Source organism: Pseudomonas sp. LS1212 (assembly GCF_024741815.1).
Classification (GTDB): Bacteria; Pseudomonadota; Gammaproteobacteria; order Pseudomonadales; family Pseudomonadaceae; genus Aquipseudomonas.
Genome location: NZ_CP102951.1, coordinates 2,037,411 through 2,057,662, shown reverse-complemented (window position 1 = coordinate 2,057,662; position 20,252 = coordinate 2,037,411). Strand labels below are relative to the sequence as shown.

13 protein-coding genes are annotated in these 20,252 nt (G+C 62.0%); 2 read left to right on the top strand and 11 right to left on the bottom strand.

Features of this window, described 5'->3' with window-relative positions; translation table 11 throughout:
- Positions 1 to 4 precede the first annotated feature (4 nt).
- Positions 5 to 1,156 carry an acyl-CoA dehydrogenase family protein gene (locus NVV94_RS09675; RefSeq protein WP_258446954.1) on the top strand — a complete coding sequence of 384 codons (1,152 nt, stop codon included), beginning with the start codon at positions 5 to 7 and terminating at the stop codon, positions 1,154 to 1,156.
- 186 nt (positions 1,157 to 1,342) lie between these two features.
- On the opposite strand, the gene NVV94_RS09670 is transcribed toward NVV94_RS09675, so the two are convergent.
- The 10 genes from NVV94_RS09670 to pgi form a co-directional block, all read right to left on the bottom strand.
- Positions 1,343 to 3,427: a bifunctional diguanylate cyclase/phosphodiesterase gene (locus NVV94_RS09670; RefSeq protein WP_258447658.1), complete on the bottom strand. Its 2,085-nt coding sequence runs from the start codon at positions 3,425 to 3,427 to the stop codon at positions 1,343 to 1,345.
- A gap of 117 nt (positions 3,428 to 3,544) precedes the next feature.
- Positions 3,545 to 5,038 (bottom strand): efflux transporter outer membrane subunit, encoded by a 1,494-nt coding sequence (locus NVV94_RS09665; RefSeq protein ID WP_309304284.1) that lies wholly within the window; start codon positions 5,036 to 5,038, stop codon positions 3,545 to 3,547.
- Positions 5,035 to 8,142, bottom strand: a complete 3,108-nt coding sequence (locus NVV94_RS09660) for an efflux RND transporter permease subunit (RefSeq protein WP_258446953.1) — start codon at positions 8,140 to 8,142, stop codon at positions 5,035 to 5,037. Before NVV94_RS09660 ends, NVV94_RS09665 begins: the two co-directional genes overlap by 4 nt.
- On the bottom strand, positions 8,139 to 11,240 hold the full coding sequence (locus tag NVV94_RS09655) for an MdtB/MuxB family multidrug efflux RND transporter permease subunit (RefSeq protein WP_258446952.1): 3,102 nt from the start codon (positions 11,238 to 11,240) through the stop codon (positions 8,139 to 8,141). The genes NVV94_RS09660 and NVV94_RS09655 overlap by 4 nt, the downstream gene beginning before the upstream one ends.
- Positions 11,237 to 12,526 (bottom strand): MdtA/MuxA family multidrug efflux RND transporter periplasmic adaptor subunit, encoded by a 1,290-nt coding sequence (locus NVV94_RS09650; RefSeq protein WP_258446951.1) that lies wholly within the window; start codon positions 12,524 to 12,526, stop codon positions 11,237 to 11,239. The genes NVV94_RS09655 and NVV94_RS09650 overlap by 4 nt, the downstream gene beginning before the upstream one ends.
- 155 nt (positions 12,527 to 12,681) lie before the next feature.
- Entirely contained in the window at positions 12,682 to 13,182 is a 501-nt protein-coding gene (gene tpx / locus NVV94_RS09645; protein ID WP_258446950.1) for a thiol peroxidase, read from the bottom strand.
- Between the two features lie 188 nt (positions 13,183 to 13,370).
- Positions 13,371 to 13,637 carry a DUF1652 domain-containing protein gene (locus NVV94_RS09640; protein WP_258446949.1) on the bottom strand — a complete coding sequence of 89 codons (267 nt, stop codon included), beginning with the start codon at positions 13,635 to 13,637 and terminating at the stop codon, positions 13,371 to 13,373.
- Between the two features lie 301 nt (positions 13,638 to 13,938).
- Complete coding sequence (locus NVV94_RS09635) at positions 13,939 to 14,454, bottom strand: hypothetical protein (RefSeq protein WP_258446948.1); 516 nt, start codon at positions 14,452 to 14,454, stop codon at positions 13,939 to 13,941.
- Positions 14,455 to 14,642: 188 nt separating this feature from the next.
- Positions 14,643 to 15,920, bottom strand: a complete 1,278-nt coding sequence (locus NVV94_RS09630) for a serine/threonine transporter (protein ID WP_258446947.1) — start codon at positions 15,918 to 15,920, stop codon at positions 14,643 to 14,645.
- Positions 15,921 to 16,100: 180 nt separating this feature from the next.
- Complete coding sequence (gene pgi, locus NVV94_RS09625; protein WP_258446946.1) at positions 16,101 to 17,789, bottom strand: glucose-6-phosphate isomerase; 1,689 nt, start codon at positions 17,787 to 17,789, stop codon at positions 16,101 to 16,103.
- A gap of 440 nt (positions 17,790 to 18,229) precedes the next feature.
- Here pgi and NVV94_RS09620 point away from each other — a divergent pair, with 440 nt between their 5' ends.
- A complete protein-coding gene (locus NVV94_RS09620; protein ID WP_258446945.1) occupies positions 18,230 to 19,528 on the top strand; it encodes a sugar MFS transporter in 1,299 nt (432 codons plus the stop codon).
- Positions 19,529 to 19,533: 5 nt separating this feature from the next.
- Here the strand turns inward: NVV94_RS09620 and NVV94_RS09615 are convergent, their stop codons facing one another.
- Positions 19,534 to 20,244: an NAD(P)H-dependent oxidoreductase gene (locus tag NVV94_RS09615; protein WP_258446944.1), complete on the bottom strand. Its 711-nt coding sequence runs from the start codon at positions 20,242 to 20,244 to the stop codon at positions 19,534 to 19,536.
- Between the last annotated feature and the right edge of the window lie 8 nt (positions 20,245 to 20,252).

Below are 20,252 nucleotides of genomic sequence, written 5' to 3'. Positions count from 1 at the left end.
CGACATGCAAGACCTTGAGCTTAGCGAAGAACAGATCATGATCCGCGACATGGCGCGCGACTTCGCCAAAGGCGAGATCGCACCTCATGCCCAGGCCTGGGAAAAGGCTCGCTGGATCGACGATGCGCTGGTGGAGAAGCTGGGCGAACTGGGCCTGCTGGGCATGGTCGTGCCCGAGCAATGGGGCGGCAGCTACACCGACTATGTCGCCTATGCCCTGGCCGTCGAGGAAATCGCTGCCGGCGATGGCGCCACCGGCGCCCTGATGAGCATCCACAACTCGGTCGGCTGCGGGCCGCTGCTGGCCTATGGCAGCCAGGCGCAGAAGGAAACCTGGCTGGCGCGGCTGGCCAGCGGTGAAGTGATCGGATGCTTTTGCCTGACCGAGCCCCAGGCCGGTTCCGAGGCGCACAACCTGCGCACCCGGGCCGAGTTGCAGGGTGATCACTGGGTTATCAATGGCGCCAAGCAATTCGTCAGCAACGGCAAACGCGCAGGTTTGGCCATCGTCTTTGCCGTGACCGATCCGGACCTTGGCAAAAAGGGCATTTCGGCCTTCCTGGTGCCGACCGACACTGCGGGCTACATCGTCGACCGTACCGAGCACAAGATGGGCATTCGCGCCTCCGATACCTGCGCGGTCACCTTCAACGATTGCCGGATTCCGGCGGCCAACCTGCTGGGTGAGCGCGGCAAGGGCCTGGCCATTGCCCTGTCGAATCTCGAAGGCGGCCGTATCGGCATCGCCGCCCAGGCCCTGGGCATTGCCCGTGCAGCCTTCGAGGCGGCCCTGGGCTATTCCCGTGATCGGGTGCAATTCGGCAAACCGATCGGCGAACACCAGAGCATCGCCAACCTGCTGGCCGACATGCACCTGCAGATCAATGCCACGCGCTTGCTGATCCTGCACGCGGCACGCCTGCGCAGCGCCGGCCTGCCCTGCCTGTCGGAAGCCTCGCAAGCCAAGTTGTTCGCCTCGGAAATGGCCGAGTCGGTGTGCTCCAAGGCCATACAAGTGCATGGCGGCTATGGCTATCTGGAGGATTACCCGGTCGAGCGCTACTACCGCGATGCGCGGATAACGCAGATCTACGAAGGCTCGAGCGAGATTCAGCGGATGCTGATTGCGCGGGAGTTGAAGCACTACTCGATCTGAAGGCTGGCACATAGAGACCTGTAGCCGCTGCCGCAGGCTGCGCTGGAGTCCCGCAGGGGCTCCTCTGGCGGTCTTGAGATCTTGCGCACGCTAACGCACGCGAGCGCAGCCTTCGGCAGCGGCTACACGGTCCGCATTTGCCCCAAAGATAATGCTTGCCCGATGATGGGCGAGACGGTATCTACCTTAAGTAACCATCGCCTCGCGCTCGCTACGGCGGATATCGGCAAGGAAGCACTCGGCCGGCAACGGCTGCCCCAGCAGGTAACCCTGCAGTGAATCGCAGCCCAACTGGGTCAGGAAACTCTGTTGCAGGTTGGTTTCCACACCTTCGGCGACGATGCGCAGCCCCAGTGCCTGCCCCAGCGCAACGATGGCCGAAACGATGGCGGCGTCGTCACTGTCCTGCTCCAGGTCACGGACAAAACCGCGATCGATCTTTAGCTCGTTGGCCGGCAGGCGCTTGAGGTACATCAGGCTCGAATAGCCGGTGCCGAAATCGTCGATCGACAGGTCCACGCCCATTTCCGAGAGCTGCTGCAATACCGTCATGCTTGCGTCGGCATCGCTCATGGCAGTGGTCTCGGTGATTTCCAGGGTCAGGCTGTTGGCCGGCAACTGGTGCCGGGCCAAGGCGCTGGCGACACTGGTGACCAGGCCGGCATGACAAAACTGCAAGGCCGAGAGGTTCACGGCGATGCGCCAATGGCTGTACCCCTGCAGCGCCCAGACGCGCATTTGCCGACAGGCCTCATCGAGCACCCACTCGCCGATGGGGATGATCAACCCGGTTTTTTCCGCCAGGACGATGAATTTATCCGGCAATAACAGCCCCAACTGCGGATGCTCCCAGCGCAGGAGTGCTTCGGCGCCCACCGGGTGCCCCTTGAGGGCATCGAACTTGGGCTGATAGTGCAGGCGCAACTGCCCCAGCTCCTGGGCCATGCGCAGGTCCTGCAACAGTTGCAACTGTTTGCGGGCGTTGGTATTCATCGAGCCATCGAAGAAGCTGTAGCCGTTCTTGCCGGCACTCTTGGCGTGATACATGGCGGCATCGGCATTCATCAGCAACTCGTGCTGATCGGCGCCGTTGCCGGGGTACATGGCAATCCCGATGCTGGCGGAAATCTGCAGGTCCTGCTCGGCGACACGGAACGGGCGCGAGATCAGGTCGACCAACTCGGCCGCGACGCTCGGTGCGTCGTTTGGCTCACGCAGTTGTACCAGCAGGACGAATTCATCGCCGCCGATACGCGCCAGGGTGTCCTGGCCATGCAGGCTATCGCGCAGGCGCAGGGCGACTTCGCGCAGCAACTGGTCGCCGGTATGGTGGCCGAACGCATCGTTGACCGGCTTGAAGCCATCCAGATCGATGAACATCAAGGCAAAACAGCCGCCGCCTTCGTTGACCATGTGCATCGCCTGATCAAGGCGATCGGCCAGCAGCACACGGTTCGGCAGGCCGGTCAGCGTGTCGTGCAATGCCAGCTGAGTCAGCTCCTGGTTGGCCAGGGTCAGGGAATTGGCCAGGTCCGCGGTGCGGGTTTCCAGACGAGCATCGAGCACCGACGTCAGCAAGGCGATGGCCAGTACCGCCAGGCTGGTGATCAGCACCAGGTATTCCAGGCCATTGCCACTGAGCCCCGAGCCGGCCGCGCCGCAGAAGCTGCCCTCGGCAAAGTTCGCGGCAGCCATGCCGGTGTAGTGCATGCCCACGATAGCCACGCCCATCACGATCGCTGCCCCGCCGCGCACCAGGCGCACATGAGGCGACTGGCGCCGCAGACGGAAAGCAATCCAGAGTGCCGCCGCCGAGGCCACCACAGCGATGACCAGTGACGCGACAAGCACCCCGGGGTGGTAGTCGATGCCCGGCTGCATGCGCATGGCTGCCATACCGGTGTAGTGCATCGCACTGATGCCCGCCCCCATGATCAGCGCACCGTAGGCCAACTGCCCCAGCGGCAGGCTCGGCTGGTTGACCAGCCACAAGGCAAACCCCGAGGACATCACCCCGATCAACAGCGAAAGCAGGGTGATCGTCAGGTCATACCCCAGTTCGATCGGCAGGCTGAAGGCAAGCATCCCGATAAAGTGCATCGACCAGATACCGATGCCCATGGCCAGGGCGCCCCCTGCCATCCATAACGGGACCGCCCGGCCCTTCGCCGTAGCGATTCGGCCGGTCAGGTCAAGTGCGGTATAGGAGGCAAGGACTGCCACGCAGAGGGAGACGAAAACGAGGGAGGGAGAGTAGCTACCGATGAGCATCAAGTGTTCCGAGACCGATTTGGCGAACAGCATCCCTGCTCGATCAAAAGCCGATCATTGTACTCAACCTTCCAGGAAACGCACGGGAATTAAATAGCCATCATTCGCAAAGGCAACCTATTTTTTCTCGCTCAGGGCGGTCTCGGCATCCCAGCCACCACCCAGTGCAGCAATCAGTTGGACGCTGGCAATCAGCCGGCCCTGCAACAGGGTGAGCACGCTGCGCTCATTGCTCAGGGCCGTGGTCTGGACATTGACCACGTCCAGGTAGGCGATCAGCCCGGCCTTGTACTGGTTGTTGGTCAGCCGTAGCGATTCGCGCGCCGACTCCAGCGCCTGGGCACGTACAGCCGCCTCCTGCTCGTAGACCTTGAGCTGGACCAGGAAGTCCTCCACCTCGCGGAAGCTGTCCAGCACGGTTTGCCGGTACTGGGCCACGGTCTGATCGTACACCGCCTCGGTGTGGTCCACTTCCGCCGCCCGCTGACCACCGTCGAACAGGGTCATGGCCAGTTGCGGCCCGACCGACCAGAAACGGTTCGGCAGGCTGATCCAGTTGGAGAAGCTACTGCTGCTATAGCCGCCGCTCAGGCTCAGGGTCAGGTCCGGAAAGTAGGCGGTCTTGGCCACGCCGATCTCGGCGTTGGCGGCCATCACCGCGCGCTCTGCGGCAGCGATGTCCGGGCGGCGCTCAAGCAACTGCGACGGCAGCGCCAGCGGGATCGGCGGCAACGCCGGAATCTGCGTGGTCGCGGCCAGGCTGAAGTCTGCCGGGGCCTTGCCCATCAGCACGGCAATCGCGTTTTCGAACTGCGCCCGCTGCCAGGCCAGGTCGATCAGGTCGGCCTGGGTCGTGCGCAACTGGGTCTGCGCCTGCGCCACCGCATCCTTGCCGGAAACGCCGGCACGGTACTGGTTCTCGGTCATTTTCAGCGAGCGTTCATACGCCTCGACCGTCGCCTCGAGCAAGCGTTTCTGCTCATCGATCACCCGCAGCTGAAGGTAGTTCTGCACCAGCTCCGATTGCAGGCTCAAGCGAATCGCTGCCAGGTCGGCCTGGCTGGCCTGGGCACTGGCCCGGTCGGCTTCCAGGCCGCGCCGCAGTTTGCCCCAGAGATCGGCCTCCCAACTCACGCCCAACTGGGTGCTGTAGGTATCGCGAATGCCACTGCTGGAACTGGTCAGGCTCGAGCTGCTGCTGCCGGTGCCCTGGCTGGAGCGGGTCTTGCCCGCGCTCAGGTCGATGAACGGAAACAGCGCGCCCCGGGTGCTGCGCACCAGCGCCTGGGCCTGGCGGTACTGCGCCTCGTACTGGGCGACCGTCTGGTTGGCACTGTTGAGTTGCTCGACCAGGCCATTGAGTTGTGCATCGCCATACAGCTCCCACCAGGTGCCGCGCGCCAGCGCGTCGGCCGGCTGGGCCTGGCGCCAGCCTTCGGCTTGCTTGAACCGGGCCGGCGTGGTCACGTCCGGGCGCTGGTAGTCCGGGCCAATGGCACAGGCGCTGAGCATCAAGCCGCACAGGCTCAGGCTGAGCAGGCGCGAACCGCGCGCGCAGAGCAGGCGCATAAGCCGTGGTTTACAGACAGAGGTGGGCAGGCTGGCGGTCATAGCGGGGTATCCAGGGAAGCATCGGTTCGCACGCCGCGCCAATGGTTGAAGCGATGGCGCAGGCGGTCGAGGTAAAGGTAAACCACCGGAGTGGTGTAAAGCGTGAGGACCTGGCTGAACACCAGGCCGCCGATGATGGTCAGGCCCAGCGGCTGGCGCATTTCGGCCCCTTCGGCACTGCTGAGCAACAGGGGCAAGGCCCCGAGAATAGCGGCCAGGGTGGTCATCAGGATCGGTCGCAGGCGCAGCAGGCACGCACTGCGGATCGACTCCAGCGGGGTCAGGCCGCTCTGGCGCTCGAGCTGCAGGGCCAGGTCGATCATCAGGATGGCATTCTTCTTGACCACGCCGATCAACAGGAACAGCCCCAGCAGGGAGATCAGGCTGAACTCGCCGCCAAGCAGGTAAATGGTCAGCAAGGCGCCAACCCCGGCCGAAGGCAGTGTCGAAAGAATGGTCAAGGGGTGGATATAGCTCTCATAGAGGATCCCCAGCACCAGATAGACCGCCAGCAGCGCGCCGAGAATCATCCACGGCTGGCTCTTCTGGCTGGCCGCGAAGGCATCGCTGGTGCCGCCCACCTTGGCGATCACTTCCTCGGGCAGGCCAACCTTGGCCACTGCTCGCTCGACGGCGACCATGGCGGTGTCCAGGCTGACCCCGGTGGCCAGGTCGAAGGCAATGCTTTCGGAGGCGAACTGTCCCTCATGGCTGACCCGGTCTTCGGCCAGGCTGTTCTCGTAGCGAGCGAAGGTCGAGAGCGGCACCCGCGCGCCATCGGCCGTGATCACCTGGACCTGGTTAAGGGTTTCCGGGTCCTGGGCGTATTTGGGGTTGATCTCCATCACCACCCGATACTGGTTCAGGCTGTCATAGATGGTGGATATCTGCCGCTGGCTGTAGGCGTTGTTCAGCACCGAGGTGACCATGCTCATGTCGATCCCCAGGCGCTTGGCCTGATCCCGGTCGACCACCAGGGTCACCTGCTGCGCGCCCCTGCCCTCCTGGGCGTCGATGGCCGTCAGTTCCGGCAGCGACTTGAGCGCCGCCACCACTTTCGGGTACCACAGGCGCAGGGAGGCCAGGTCGCCGCTTTGCAGGATGTACTGGTATTGCGCGCTGCTCTGCTCGCGCCCGCCGCCAAATTGCAGGTCCTGGTCGGCCACCAGGAACAGCCGGCCACCGGCGACCTTGGGCACACTCTTGCGCAGCCGCTCGATGACTTTCTGCGCAGAGATATTGCGTTGCTTGATCGGCTTGAGCTTGACCAGGATCATGGCGTTGTTGATGCCGCTGTTGCCGCCGATGAAGCCCGCCACGCTCTCCACGGCCGGGTCGGCAAGAATGGCCCGGCGATAGGTTTCCATTTTCGGCTGCATGACCGAGAACGACAGGCCGTCGTCGCCACGCACAAAGCCGATCAGTTGGCCGGTGTCCTGCTGTGGCAGGAAGGTCTTGGGCACGACAACATACAGGGCGACGTTCACCGCGATGGTCACCAGCAGGCTGAACAGGGTCAACCGCGGGTGACGCAGGACCCAGCCCAGGCTGCGTTCGTAAACCGCCATCATGCGCTCGTTGGCCAGCCGGCTCTTGCGCTGCAGGCCATTCTCCTGGCCCGGAACATGGGGCTTGAGCCAGCGCGCACAGAGCATGGGCGTCAGGGTCAAGGAGACCAGCAACGACACGATGATCGCTGCCGCCAGGGTAATCGAGAACTCGCGAAACAGGTTTTCGACGATACCGCCCATGAACAGGATCGAGATGAACACCGCCACCAGCGAAACGTTCATCGACAGCAGGGTAAAGCCGACCTCCTGGGCCCCCAGGTAGGCAGCACGCATTGGCGCCACGCCTTCATCGATGTGCCGGGAAATGTTCTCGAGCACCACGATGGCGTCATCGACCACCAAACCGGTCGCCAGGATCAGCGCCATCAACGACAGGTTGTTCAGAGAAAAACCACAGAGGTACATAACCGCGAAAGTACCCACCAGCGACACCGGCACCGCCAGGGTTGGAATCAGCGAAGCGCGCAAATTGCCAAGAAACAGGAACACCACCAGGATCACCAGCGCCACGGCGATCAGCAAGGTCATTTCGGCTTCGTGCAGGGTCGCCTTGATCACCGGCGAACGGTCCATGGCCACGTTCAGTTTGACGCTGGCCGGCAGGACCGCCTCGAGCGCCGGCAGCTGCGCCTTGATTTGCGCCACGGTCTCGATGATGTTGGCGCCAGCCTGGCGGTTGATCACCAGCAGCACGGCGGAATCGTCGTTGTAGAAGCCGCTGTTGTAGCGGTCTTCCACCCCATCGCTGACCTTGGCCACGTGACTCAGGCGCAACACAGAGCCGTTTTCGTAGCGAATGATCAGCGGTTCGTAATCCTTGGCCTTTTCCAGCTGGTCGTTGGCCTGTATCTGCCAGTTGCGCTGGCTGTCTTCGACAAAACCCTTGGGGCGCCGCACGTTGGCGTTGGCGATGGTCTCGCGGACCTCGTCCAGCGACACGCCGTACTGGTTGAGCAATTGCGGCTCGAGCTCGACCCGCACCGCCGGTAGCGAACTCCCGCCGATCTGCACTTCGCCGACCCCGGGCACCTGGGACAGGCTCTGGGACAGGATGGTCGAGGCCAGGTCATAGAGCTGGCCCTTCTGCAGGACGTTGGACGTCAGCGACAGCACCATGATCGGCGCCTGGGACGGGTTGACCTTCTTGTAGGTCGGCATGCTGCGCATGCCGCTGGGCAGCAGGTTGCGCGAGGCATTGATCGCGGCCTGCACTTCGCGCGCGGCGCCGTTGATGTCACGGTTGAGGTCGAACTGCAGGATCACCCGGGTCGAGCCCTGACTCGAGCGGCTGCTCATGGTGTTGACCCCGGCGATGGTGCCGAAGGAGCGCTCCAGTGGCGTGGCCACGGTCGACGCCATCACCTCGGGGCTGGCCCCCGGCAGGTTGGCCGAGACCACGATCACCGGAAAATCCATCTGCGGCAACGGCGCCACCGGCAACAGGCCGAAGCTGACCCCGCCCAGCAACATGATCGCCAGGCTCAGCAGCATGGTCGCCACTGGCCGGCGAATGAACGGCCCTGAGAGGTTCATGCCGGGGTTTGCTCCTGGCCCTGCGGCTCATGCCGCCAGCGCCGGGCCAGGCGGTCGAAGTACAGGTAGATCACAGGCGTCGTGAACAGTGTCAGCACCTGGCTGACCAGCAGCCCACCGACCATCACCAGCCCGAGCGGCTGGCGCAACTCGGCACCGGAACCACTGGCCAGCATCAGCGGTATGGCACCGAACAGCGCCGCCAGGGTGGTCATCAGGATCGGCCGGAAGCGCAACAAGGCGGCCTGGTAGATTGCCGTCTGCGGATCGAGCCCCTGGTTACGCTCGGCCTCCAGGGCGAAGTCGATCATCATGATCGCGTTCTTCTTGACGATACCGATCAGCAGGATGATGCCGATAATGGCGATCATGCCCAGGTCGTTGCCACTGATCAGCAATGCCAGCAAGGCGCCTACCGCCGCCGAGGGCAAGGTCGAGAGAATCGTCACCGGGTGGATATAGCTCTCGTAGAGCACCCCGAGCACGATGTACATGGTCACCACCGCCGCCAGGATCAACAGCAGCGTGCTCGACAGCGAGGCCTGAAACGCTTCGGCCGCACCCTGGAAGCGCGTCTGCACACCGGTCGGCATGCCGATTTCCTGCTGCACCTGCTCGATCAGCTCGACCGCCTGGCCCAGCGCCACGCCCGGGGCGAGGTTGAAGGACATCATCACCGCCGGGAACTGGCCAATGTGGGCAATCGCCAGTTGTGCCTGGCGCTGTTCGATATGCGCCAGGCTCGACAGCCGCACCTGCCCGCCGTCGGTGGTCTTGACGTGGATCTGCTCCAGCGCCTGGGGGCCGATATCGACCGCCGCGGCAGCCTGGAGCACCACCCGGTACTGGCTGGCCTGGGTGTAGATGGTGGAGATCTGCCGCTGGCCGAAGGCGTCATACAGCGCATTGGTGATGTCGGCGACGTTCACCCCCAACCGGCTGGCGGCGTCGCGGTCTATTACCAGATACACCTGCAGGCCCTTGTCCTGCAGGTCGCTGGCGACATCGGTGAGTTCCGGGCGTTTGACCAGGGCCTCCACCAACTTGCCGCTCCACAGGCTCAATAATTCGGCATCCGGGGAGGACATGCTGAATTGGTACTGGGTACGGCTGACCCGGTCCTCGATGGTCAAATCCTGCACCGGTTGCATGAACAGCCGCACGCCAACCAGCTTGTCGACCTGCGGCTGCAACCTCGCAATCACTTGCGCGGCCGTCAAGTCACGCTCGCCATGGGGCTTGAGGTTGATCAGCAGGCGGCCACTGTTGAGGGTGCTGTTATCGCCATCCACACCGATATAGGACGAGAGGCTGGCCACCGCCGGGTCCTGCAGGATGACCCTGGCCAGTTCCTGTTGGCTCTGGCTCATGGCGCTGAAGGAAGTCGACTGCGGCGCCTCGGAAATGCCCTGGATCACCCCGGTGTCCTGCACCGGGAAGAAGCCCTTGGGCACCGCCAGGTACAACACAACGGTCAGGCCCAGGGTCGCGACGGCGACCAGCAGGGTCAGCGGCTGATGCTTGAGGACCCACTGCAACTTGCGCCCGTAGGCTTGGATCAGCCAGTCGATCCAGGCGCCGCTGGCCCGGTAAAACCGGCCCTGTTCGGCTTCGCTCGGCTCACGCTTGAGCAATCGGGCGCACATCATCGGCGTCAGGGTCAGCGAGACGACCAGGGAAATCAGGATTGCCACGGCCAGGGTAATGGCGAACTCGCGGAACAGCCGCCCGACCACATCGGCCATGAACAGCAGCGGAATCAGGACCGCGATCAGGGAGAACGTCAGCGAAATCAGGGTGAAACCGATCTGTCGGGCGCCCTTGAGGGCGGCCTGCATCGGCGTTTCGCCCTCTTCGATATGGCGCGAAACGTTCTCCAGCATGACGATCGCATCATCGACCACAAAACCGGTGGCAATGGTCAGCGCCATGAGGGTCAGGTTATTGATCGAAAACCCGGCCAGGTACATCACCCCGAAGGTGCCTACCAGCGATAGTGGCACTGCGATCGAGGGGATGATGGTGGCACTGAAGCGACGCAGGAACAGGAACGTGACCATCACGACCAGGGCGATGGCAATCAACAGTTCATGCTGCACGTCCTTGACCGAGGCGCGGATGGTCTGGGTGCGGTCGGTCAGCACCACCACATCGAGGCCTGCCGGCAGGTTATCGGTGATCGATGGCAACAACGCCTTGATCCGGTCGACCACCTCGATGACATTGGCACCCGGCTGGCGCTGGATGTTCAGCAGCACGGCCTGGTTCTGGTTGGCCCAGGCGGCCAGGCGCTCGTTCTCGGCACCGTCGACGATCCGGGCAACGTCCTTGAGCCGCAACGGCGCGCCGTTGCTGTAGGCCAGGATCAGGTTGGCGTACTCCTCGGGCGAGCGCAGCTGATCGTTTGCGTCGAGCATCGAGACCCGGGTCGGGCCGTCGAAGTTGCCCTTGGGCTGGTTGACGTTGGAGGCGCCGATCAGCGTGCGCACGTCCGACAGGTTCAAGCCGTTGGCGGCCAACGCCTCGGGATTGACCTTGATCCGCACCGCCTGGCGCTGGCCGCCGGCGATGCTGACCATGCCGACGCCGCTGATCTGGGCGATCTTCTGCGCCATGCGGGTATCGACCAGGTCGTTGAGCTTGGGCAAAGGCATGGTTTTGGAGGTGATCGCCAGGGTCAGCACCGGGGTGTCGGCCGGGTTGACCTTGTTGTACACGGGTGGCGCCGGCAAGTCGCTGGGCAGCAGATTGGTCGCGGCATTGATCGCGGCCTGGACCTGTTGTTCGGCCACATCCATGTTGATGTCGAGGTTGAAACGCAGGGTCAGCACCGAAGCGCCGCCCGAGCTGGTCGAGGCCATCTGGGTCAGGCCGGGCATTTGCCCGAACTGGCGCTCCAGCGGCGCCGTGACCGCGCTGGTCATCACTTGCGGGCTGGCGCCGGGGTACAGGGTCAACACCCGGATGGTCGGGTAATCGACCTGCGGCAACGCCGCCACCGGCAGCAGGCGATAGGCGATCAGGCCGGCCAGGACAATGGCCAGCATGCTCAGGGTCGTCGCTACCGGACGCAGGATGAACAGCCGCGAGAGATTCATACGCCGCTCTTGCCCTGCTCGACTGCCCCGGCCGACGAGCCCTGCTTCGAATCCTGGCCCTGCAGGTGCTGGCCAGGCGTGGTCGGCACCTGGGAGCTGTCATCGACCACTTCCACGTCGCTGCCGTCGCGCAGCCGGTCGGTGCCTTCGAGCACTACCCGCTCGCCCTTGGCCAGGCCCGCAGTGACCACGGTGGAAGTGCCGTCGGTGGCGCCCACGGTCAGAGGACGGATTTTGACCTTCTTGTCGCCGTCCATGACGTAGGCGAAGGTGCCGTCGTTACCGAATTGAATCGCCGCCGAAGGTGCCAGCACGACATCCATCAGCGTATCGGCGAGCAGCCGAACGTTGACGAACTGATTGGGAAACAGCGCTTCGTCCTTGTTTTCGAAGCGGGCCTTGAATTTCAGGGTGCCGGTGGCGGTATCGATCTGGTTGTCGAGGCTGCGCAGCACGCCGGTGCCCTGCTGCTTCAGGTCGTTGCGGTCCCAGGCTTCGACCGGCAGGCTCGCGCCGCTGCGAAAGCGCGCCAACACCGGGGTCAGGTTGGTTTGCGGCAAGGTGAAGCTGACCGTGATCGGCTGGATCTGGGTGATGACCACCAGGGCCGTGGTGTCATTGGCCGCTACAAGGTTGCCGACGTCCAGTTGGCGCAAGCCCAGGCGCCCGGCAATCGGCGCGCGGATCCTGGTGAACTCCAGGTTGAGCTTGGCGTCACCCACCGCCGCCTGGTTGGTCTTGATCGTCCCCTGATACTGGCTGACCAGCGCAGCCTGGGTATCGAGGGTCTGCTTGGCGATACTGTCTTCGGCGTACAGCCCGCGATAGCGCTCGAGATCCAGCTGGGCGTTCTTGAGCTGGGCCTGGTTTTGCAGCAGGGTCCCCTCGGCCTGCTGCAGGGCGATCTGATAGCTGCGCGGGTCGATTTCAGCCAGCAGGTCTCCGGCCTTGACCATCTGGCCTTCCTGGAACGCGACCTTGATCAGCTCCCCGGCCACCCGGCTGCGCACGTTGACGGTATTGGTCGCGGTTACCGTCCCCAGTGCCTTGTAGTACACCGGGAAATCACCCACCGTCGCCGGTGCCACACGCACCGGTACCGGCCCGCCGAACGCACCGAAACCGGGCCGCCCCGCCCCGCCCCTGGCCGCCGCGTCGGCCTTGGGTGCTTGCGTGGCAGGCCACAGCCACCAGCACAGCAGGGCAACGAGCAGCAGGACTAGCAGGCCGAACAGCCAGCGACGGGAATTGCGGGAACCGGAGGATTGCATGGGGAGACCGACCATTGTGCGCGTGAACTTTTACTGGGGGGAGGCTGAACGATAAGCAGTGACGAGCATTTAGCAAAGGGCCTTTACTTAACCCTGACATTCACCTAAAGCCTTGAACCGCAAACAAAAACGGCCTGGACAGAGCCAGGCCGTCGCAAACAGCAACGATATTATTTCAGAACGGCCAGGGCTGCTTCGTAGTTCGGCTCCTCAGCGATCTCCTTGACCAGCTCGCTGTGCAGGACCTTGTCGTTCTCGTCCAGCACCACCACGGCGCGGGCGGTCAGGCCGGCCAGCGGGCCGTCGGCGATGGCTACGCCGTAATTCTCGATGAACTCGCGACCACGCAAGGTGGACAGGTTCTTGACGTTCTCCAGACCTTCGGCGCCGCAGAAACGCGCCTGGGCAAACGGCAAGTCGGCCGAAATGCAGAGTACTACGGTGTTTGCCGCGTCATTGGCCTTGGCATTGAACGTGCGAACCGAGGTGGCGCAGGTCGGGGTATCGATGCTTGGGAAGATGTTCAGCACTTTGCGCTTTCCGGCGAAATCCTTCAGCGTCACATCAGCCAGACCTTCGCCAACCAGCGAGAATGCCGGTGCCTGGGAACCTGCCTGCGGCAGTTGACCGTTGACCTGTACAGGATTGCCTTTGAGAGTCACTTGAGCCATGAACGAAGTCCTTCTGAAGGGTTTTTGGTTGAGCCGCAAAGTTAAACACGAAAGTGCTGCTGCACCTATGGGCCTGCAAGAAAATGTTGAACTCACGGACAGCTTCCCGCACCCCGGTTCAAGACTGAACGGCGTGCGGGAAGCAGCATCGGACAAGAATGTGGCATTTCTGGAATCGGCCCGGACGGTCAACCCGTTTTCGCATGCGGGAAGGTATGCCGGTTGCGCTCCAGACGCTCACGCAACTCATCGACCAGTTTCAAGATGTCATGACTGCTGGACAGGCGATCCATGGAAATTCCCGCCTCCAGCAAATCGACACGACCGGTAACCGGATCGTTGATCTGCACAGTCAGCGACTGATCAGGCGCGCATGTGCAGGTACATTGCAGAGGCAGGAAGGCGCATTCAATGATGTTGCGTAGTTCCAGCGGGCAAAGACCTAGAGTCATCATGGTTCATTTCCTCAGGCAGAAACCGCAAAAAGTGCAACGCTCGCCGCTGATGGCAACGGAATCCTGGCTACTGATCCGCTGCATCGCATTAGATGTATCCTTCTGTATATACCCCTGACACCCCCCCGCTCGCAAACGATCCCCCGACAATTCGGTCAATCGGTGCCGGAACACCGATTGACTCGGCAAATCAATTTTTTAGTGAAACGATTCATCATCGTTAACTTCATGAAATATGCAGGCATCACCAATTCCCGTCGCACTAATGACCCCCAATCCGTTCGTCAGCCCGTGGCTCGCCCTAGGGCGCGGGCGGTTCAGCCTGCTCGCGCAACTTGGGTATCAGGCTCTGCAGCTGCAGGGCAAAGAAATCGGCGGTAAAAGGAAACAGATCAGGCTCCTTGATACCGCGGTCCTTGCGCCACAACCAGTTGGTGGACGGCGGCAGGCAGATCAGCGAGATGCTCCCGTAGCGATCCGAAGGCAGGCCTACCACCGAAATCGTGATCGAACCCTTGGCCCCCATGACTTCGGGCACCAGTTCGACGGTCTTGCCGGTAATGGTCACGCCGAGCTTCTCGGCGGCGAAAGGCGAGACAGTGACCGGGAACGCCGAACTGGAGGCGATATAGGGCTCGCGCTGGACCTCCAGCAATCCCTCGCTCTGAACTGGCTGTAGCCACTGCTCGATATCGGCATACAACCGCGCGACACTGGCAGCCCAGGCTGCGGCCTGCTCTTCGAACTGGCGCTTCTTGTGCTCTTCGCTGAGGGCATGTTGGCGCAGCATTTCGCCCAGTTGCTGAATTTCGTCCATAGCCGAACTCCTTTGCCAGCGATGAGTGCATCTATCAGCATGGCAAAGAATGGGCAGGAATGTGGGAATGAATGTGAATCAAGGGCCTCATCGCTGGCAAGCGGAGCGCCGCCCGGCCAGCTCCCACAGGGGCATGTGGGAGCTGGCTTGCCAGCGAAACGACCGCAAAGCGGTCGCAATACGCGAGCTTAAACCGACAACGAATAAATCAACGCCGAAATCGCCACCAACCCCACTGCCACCACGAACACGTTCGAAGCGTGCCCGGCATAGCGGCGCATGGCCGGTACCCGGCGAATCGCGTACATCGGCATCAGGAACAGCAAGGCCGCAATGATCGGCCCGCCCAGGGTCTCGATCATGCCGAGAATGCTCGGGTTCAACGTGGCCACCAGCCAGCACACCACCAGCATGAAGGCGGCGGTCACCCGGTCCAGAGTCTTGGCCGCCGGGCACCGACCGCTCTTGACGATCAAGCCCTTGAGGCCTTCGCTGGCACCGATGTAGTGACCCAGGAACGACTTGGCAATCGCCACGAAGGCAATCAACGGCGCAGCAAAGGCGATAGTCGGGTTGCTGAAGTGGTTGGCCAGGTACGACAGGATCGACAGGTTCTGCGCCTTGGCCTCGGCCAGTTGTGCCGGCGACAGGGTCAGCACGCAACTGAAGACGAAGAACAGCACCATGACCACCATCAGGCCGTGGGCACGCCCGAGGATCTGCGAACTACGCTCTTGGGCATGCTCACCATAACGACGTTTCTGATCCACCGCGAAGGCCGAAATGATCGGCGAGTGGTTGAACGAAAACACCATTACCGGAATCGCCAGCCACAAGGTGTGCAGCAACGCCGAGGAGGATGGCAGGGTCGTCGCGGTGGCCAGGATGCCGCCGTTCCAGTGCGGAACCAGGAACACCGCCAAAAACAGCAGGGCCACGATGAACGGATAGACCATCAGGCTCATGGCTTTGACGATCACCTGCTCGCCGCAACGCACCACGGCCAACAAGCCAAGAATCAGCACAAAGGCCAGGATCGCCCGCGGTGGCGGCGCGATATGCAGTTGATGCTCCATGAAGCTGCCGACGGTATTGGTCAGCGCCACGCTGTAGATCAACAGGATCGGGAAGATCGCGAAGAAATACAGCAGCGTGATCAACGCCCCTGCCTTGATCCCGAAATGCTCCTCGACCACTTCGGTAATGTCCGAACCTTCACGCCCGGACAACACGAAACGGGTCAGGCCACGGTGGGCGTAAAACGTCATCGGGAACGCCAGCAAGGCCAGGATCAGTAACGGCCAGAAGCCGCCGATGCCGGCATTGATAGGCAGGAACAGCGTACCCGCGCCGATGGCCGTGCCAAAAAGGCCGAGCATCCACGTGGTGTCATGGCGATTCCAGGTAGCAACGCTCGCCGTTGCCGAATCGAAGCGTTGGTCAACGCTCTGGGCCTGGTCATTCATCCGGTCGAGATCTCCGCTAGCCGGTCATTGACACATGGCCGGGGCGGATCAAAACACATGAACGGCAGCGCCCCAGCCATAAAGAGGGGCGCGATTGTCCGGGATTATCCAACAGAAGCAAAGACTTAGCTGAGGAGCGGTTGAAATCACAGCTCGCCAGAAACTAACTGATGGCCCGCCCTAGCCCCGATGCCGACCACGGAAAAACTCGATCAAGCCCTGGGTCGAGCCATCCTCGGCGGGCAATTGCTCGCTGCCCACCAACCGGGAATAAACGCCCTTGCCCAGCTCCTTGCCCAGCTCCACCCCCCACTGGTCGAAGGCATTGATCCCCCAGAGCACGCTCTGCGCGTAGACCTTGTGTTCATACATGGCAATCAACGCCCCCAGCGTGCGCGGGCTGATGCGCTCCATGACCAGGGTGTTGCTCGGCCGGTTCCCTGGAATCACCTTGTGGGCGGCCAAACGCTGGACCTCCTCTTCAAGCAAACCCTGGGCGCGCAACTCCGCTTCGACTTCCCCGCGGGACTTGCCGACCATCAAGGCCTGGCTTTGCGACAGGCAGTTGGCGAACAGCCATTGGTGGTGATCGGCCAGCGGGTTGTAGCTGCTTACCGGCACGATGAAGTCTGCCGGGATCAAGTGGGTGCCCTGGTGCAGCAACTGATGGTAGGCATGCTGACCATTGCAGCCGACCCCACCCCAGATGACCGGCCCGGTGCCGGCAGTGACCGGCGTACCATCCTGGCGCACGCTCTTGCCGTTGGACTCCATGTCCAACTGCTGCAGGTGATCGGTGATGTTACGCAAGTAGTGGTCATAGGGCAGGATGGCGTGGCTCTTCGCTCCCCAGAAGTCGCCATACCAGACGCCCAACAGCGCCAGGAGCACCGGGATGTTGCGCTGGAAGGGCGCAGCCTTGAAGTGCTGGTCCATGCCGTATGCACCCGACAGCAGCTCTTTGAAATTGGAGATGCCAATGGACATGGCGACCGGCAAGCCGATGGCCGACCACAGCGAGTAGCGCCCGCCGACCCAATCCCACATCGGCAGGATGTTTTCTTCACGCATACCGAAAGCCACCGCCGCCTCCTTGTTGTTGGAAACGGCAATGAAGTGACGGTGCAGCTCTTGCTCGCTACCACCCCGGGCGAGGTACCAGGCGCGTGCCGCCTGCGCGTTTTTCAGGGTTTCGAGGGTGCTGAAGGTCTTGGACGAGACAATGAACAGGGTGGTTTCAGCGCTCAGGCGACCAACCAGTTCGCGGAACTCGCTGCCGTCGATGTTCGCCAGATAATGGCAGCACACCCCTTTCTGAGCGAATGGCAACAGCGCTTCGCCAACCAATTGCGGACCCAGGAATGAGCCGCCTATGCCTATGTTCACCACATCAGTGATCGGCCTGTCGGTGTAACCGCGCCGCAGGCCGTTGTGTACATCACCGACCAACTCCGTCATCTGCAGCAACACCCGATGAACCGACGGCATCACGTCCCGACCGTCGACCAGCACCTTGTCCGCAACAGGCCGGCGCAGTGCGGTGTGCAGCACCGGTCGGCGCTCGGAGGCATTGATCGCATCGCCACGGAACATGGCATCGATGGCATCGCCGAGCTGGGCTTCCTGCGCCAGCTTGACCAACAGATCGAGGGTGTCCTCGCGGATGAGGTTCTTCGAGAAGTCGAGAAACAGGCCGCAAGCACTGAGGGAAAAACGATCGAAGCGTTTTGGGTCTTCGGCAAAGGCCTGGCGCATCGTGAAGTGCCGCAGGTCCTTGCGATGAGCAACCAAGGCTTGCCAGCTATCGAGCTGGGTCGCGTCCAGGGGTGTGAGGTGATGCTGCTTTCGGGGGAGTGTGATTGCGGTCATAGTATTTATTTTTATATCCAACAAAACACTAGAAATACACTAGATTAATCGCTTCATCAATGTGATTTGTAGTAATAAAACAACATTTGTTATGCCCGACCTGCTGAACCTCGCTCCGATCCATTGCTGTAACGTCGTAAAGGTGGCCGCTAGCAGTATCAGGGCAAATCGCCATGATTAATCGTTTCACTTGATGCGAAAACCAAGCAATCGAGCTGCTTGCCAAACGAAATCCCAGGCACTAATGTAGCGCCCTCTCAACGACTGGCGCACCTGCCCGGGGCACCGATTGAGTGAGCCATAGCAGCAATAGACAAAAAACCAGATGGCAGCGACCGCTCCTTTAGCGAGCAAAGATTGCGCTATCTCAATGTCAAGGTGCCTGAGGCTCGATAGAGCATTCCTTGAAAGTAACAATCACAAGAAAGAGGAAGCCCGTGATGACAAACGCTAGTGCCAGCGGGACTGTCACGAACAGTTTGGCAACACCCCACGCCCAACAGATGAGCACCTATGTGTTTGCGCTGTTTTTCATTCTCGGCGGCATCACCAGCCTTAACGACGTACTGGTTCCAAAACTGAAGCATCTCTTCAGCCTGAGCTATACCGAGGCGATGCTTGTACAGTCCTCATTCTTTTTTGCCTACTTCGTTGCCTCCATACCCGCGGGAATGCTCATCTCGCGAATCGGCTACATGAGAGCTGCCGTCATTGGGCTCTTGTTGATGGCTGCCGGATGCCTGCTCTTTATTCCCGCCACTCAGTCAGCAGTGTTTCCAGCCTTCCTTGGCGCCCTCTTTGTGCTTGCGATTGGCGTTACAACCGTTCAGGTCGTTGCCAATCCGCTGCTTGCGCTGTTGGGGGCGGCCGCAACGGCCCCTGGCCGCCTCACCCTCGGCCATGCGTTCAATTCGCTGGGAACAACGGTCGCGCCGTATATGGGAGCCATCCTGATTCTGGGTTCTCTGAACGCGGTGGACACCTCGGCACTGTCGCCATCGGAACTGACGTCCTTCCTGGCACAGGAAGCTAGCGTGATCAGTAGCACCTATGCAGGCATTACGCTCTTCATTTGCCTTGTCGCCATGATCGTCTGGCTCAAAAGAAATGAACTGCAGTCGTCGACAAGACCCGAGCGCCTCAACCCACTTTCTGCGCTCAACCTTTTAAAACAACCCCGCTTTGCACTCGGCACAGCCTGCATATTTCTCTATGTCGGCGCAGAGGTCACAATTGGCAGCCTGATCACTGACTACCTCATGCTGCCGACAACCCTGGCCCTTCCCGCCGAATCCGCGGGCAAGCATGTTGCCTTCTATTGGGGTGGCGCCCTGGTCGGCCGCTTTATCGGCTCGGCGCTGATGCGCACCTTCGCGCCCGGGAAACTGCTGGCCTTTGCCGCCACGGCAGTCATTGTGCTGTTGACGGTCTCTGCCACCACACAAGGCGTTGTTGCCGGATGGTCGCTGCTGGCCGTCGGGCTGTTCAACTCCATCATGTTTCCGACGATCTTTACCCTTGCGACCGCAGGGCTCGGTCACCGCGCGGCAGAAGGCTCGGGCCTGTTCTGTTGCGCCATTGTTGGCGGGGCATTTATTCCGCCACTGACAGGGTACGCAGCCGACCTCTCGACACTGGCGATGGCGTTGAGCGTGCCAGCAGCCTGTTATGCCGGCATCGCAATCTACGGTTGGTATGCCCGCGCTCCGAAGCACGAGCATTCCCTGATGCGTGACTAGGTCCGTCAGGCATTGTTGACCAACGGATACAATGCCTCATCGAACTGCGACAACCGCGGGAAATCAATCGGCGAATCCTGCTCGATGCTTTCCAGTCGCTGGCGATACTGCCCAAGAAACTCCTCCCGCGCCTCGGCGCTGATGTAAGGCACGTGCCAGGCCACGAACGGTGGCAGCACGTCCAGGCCGACATACGCCAGGGTGCCGCGCAGGATCGGCCGCAGCATGTCTTCCAGCGGCCCATGGATCGCGCCTTCGCCGAACATGTGCTCGCGCCCGCCCAGGGTCACGGTCACCAGCGCCTTCTTGCCGGCCAGGCCGCCCTGGTCGTAGAAACGCTTGCCGCCGTAGCAGATGCCCGAAACCAGCACGCGGTCGATCCAGCCCTTGAGCATGGCCGGTGCCGAGAACCAGTAGATCGGGAAGTTGAGAATCAGCAGGTCGGCCCAGAGCAGTTTGTCCAGCTCCTGGCGGATATCGCCGGCCAGGGACTGGCTTTTCACGCCCAGGCGTTGTTCCAGGGCATAGACCAGGTAGTCCGGGTTTTCCCGGGTGGAGAAGTCGTCGGCGCTGGCGATCGGGTTCCAGTTCATCGCATACAGGTCGGAGACTTGCACCTCATGCCCCTGGGCCTGCAGGGTTTGCACGGCCTGGTCGCGCAGGGCGGCGGTGAAGGATTTGGGCTCGGGGTGAGCGTGGACGATCAGTACGTTCATGGTGGCTC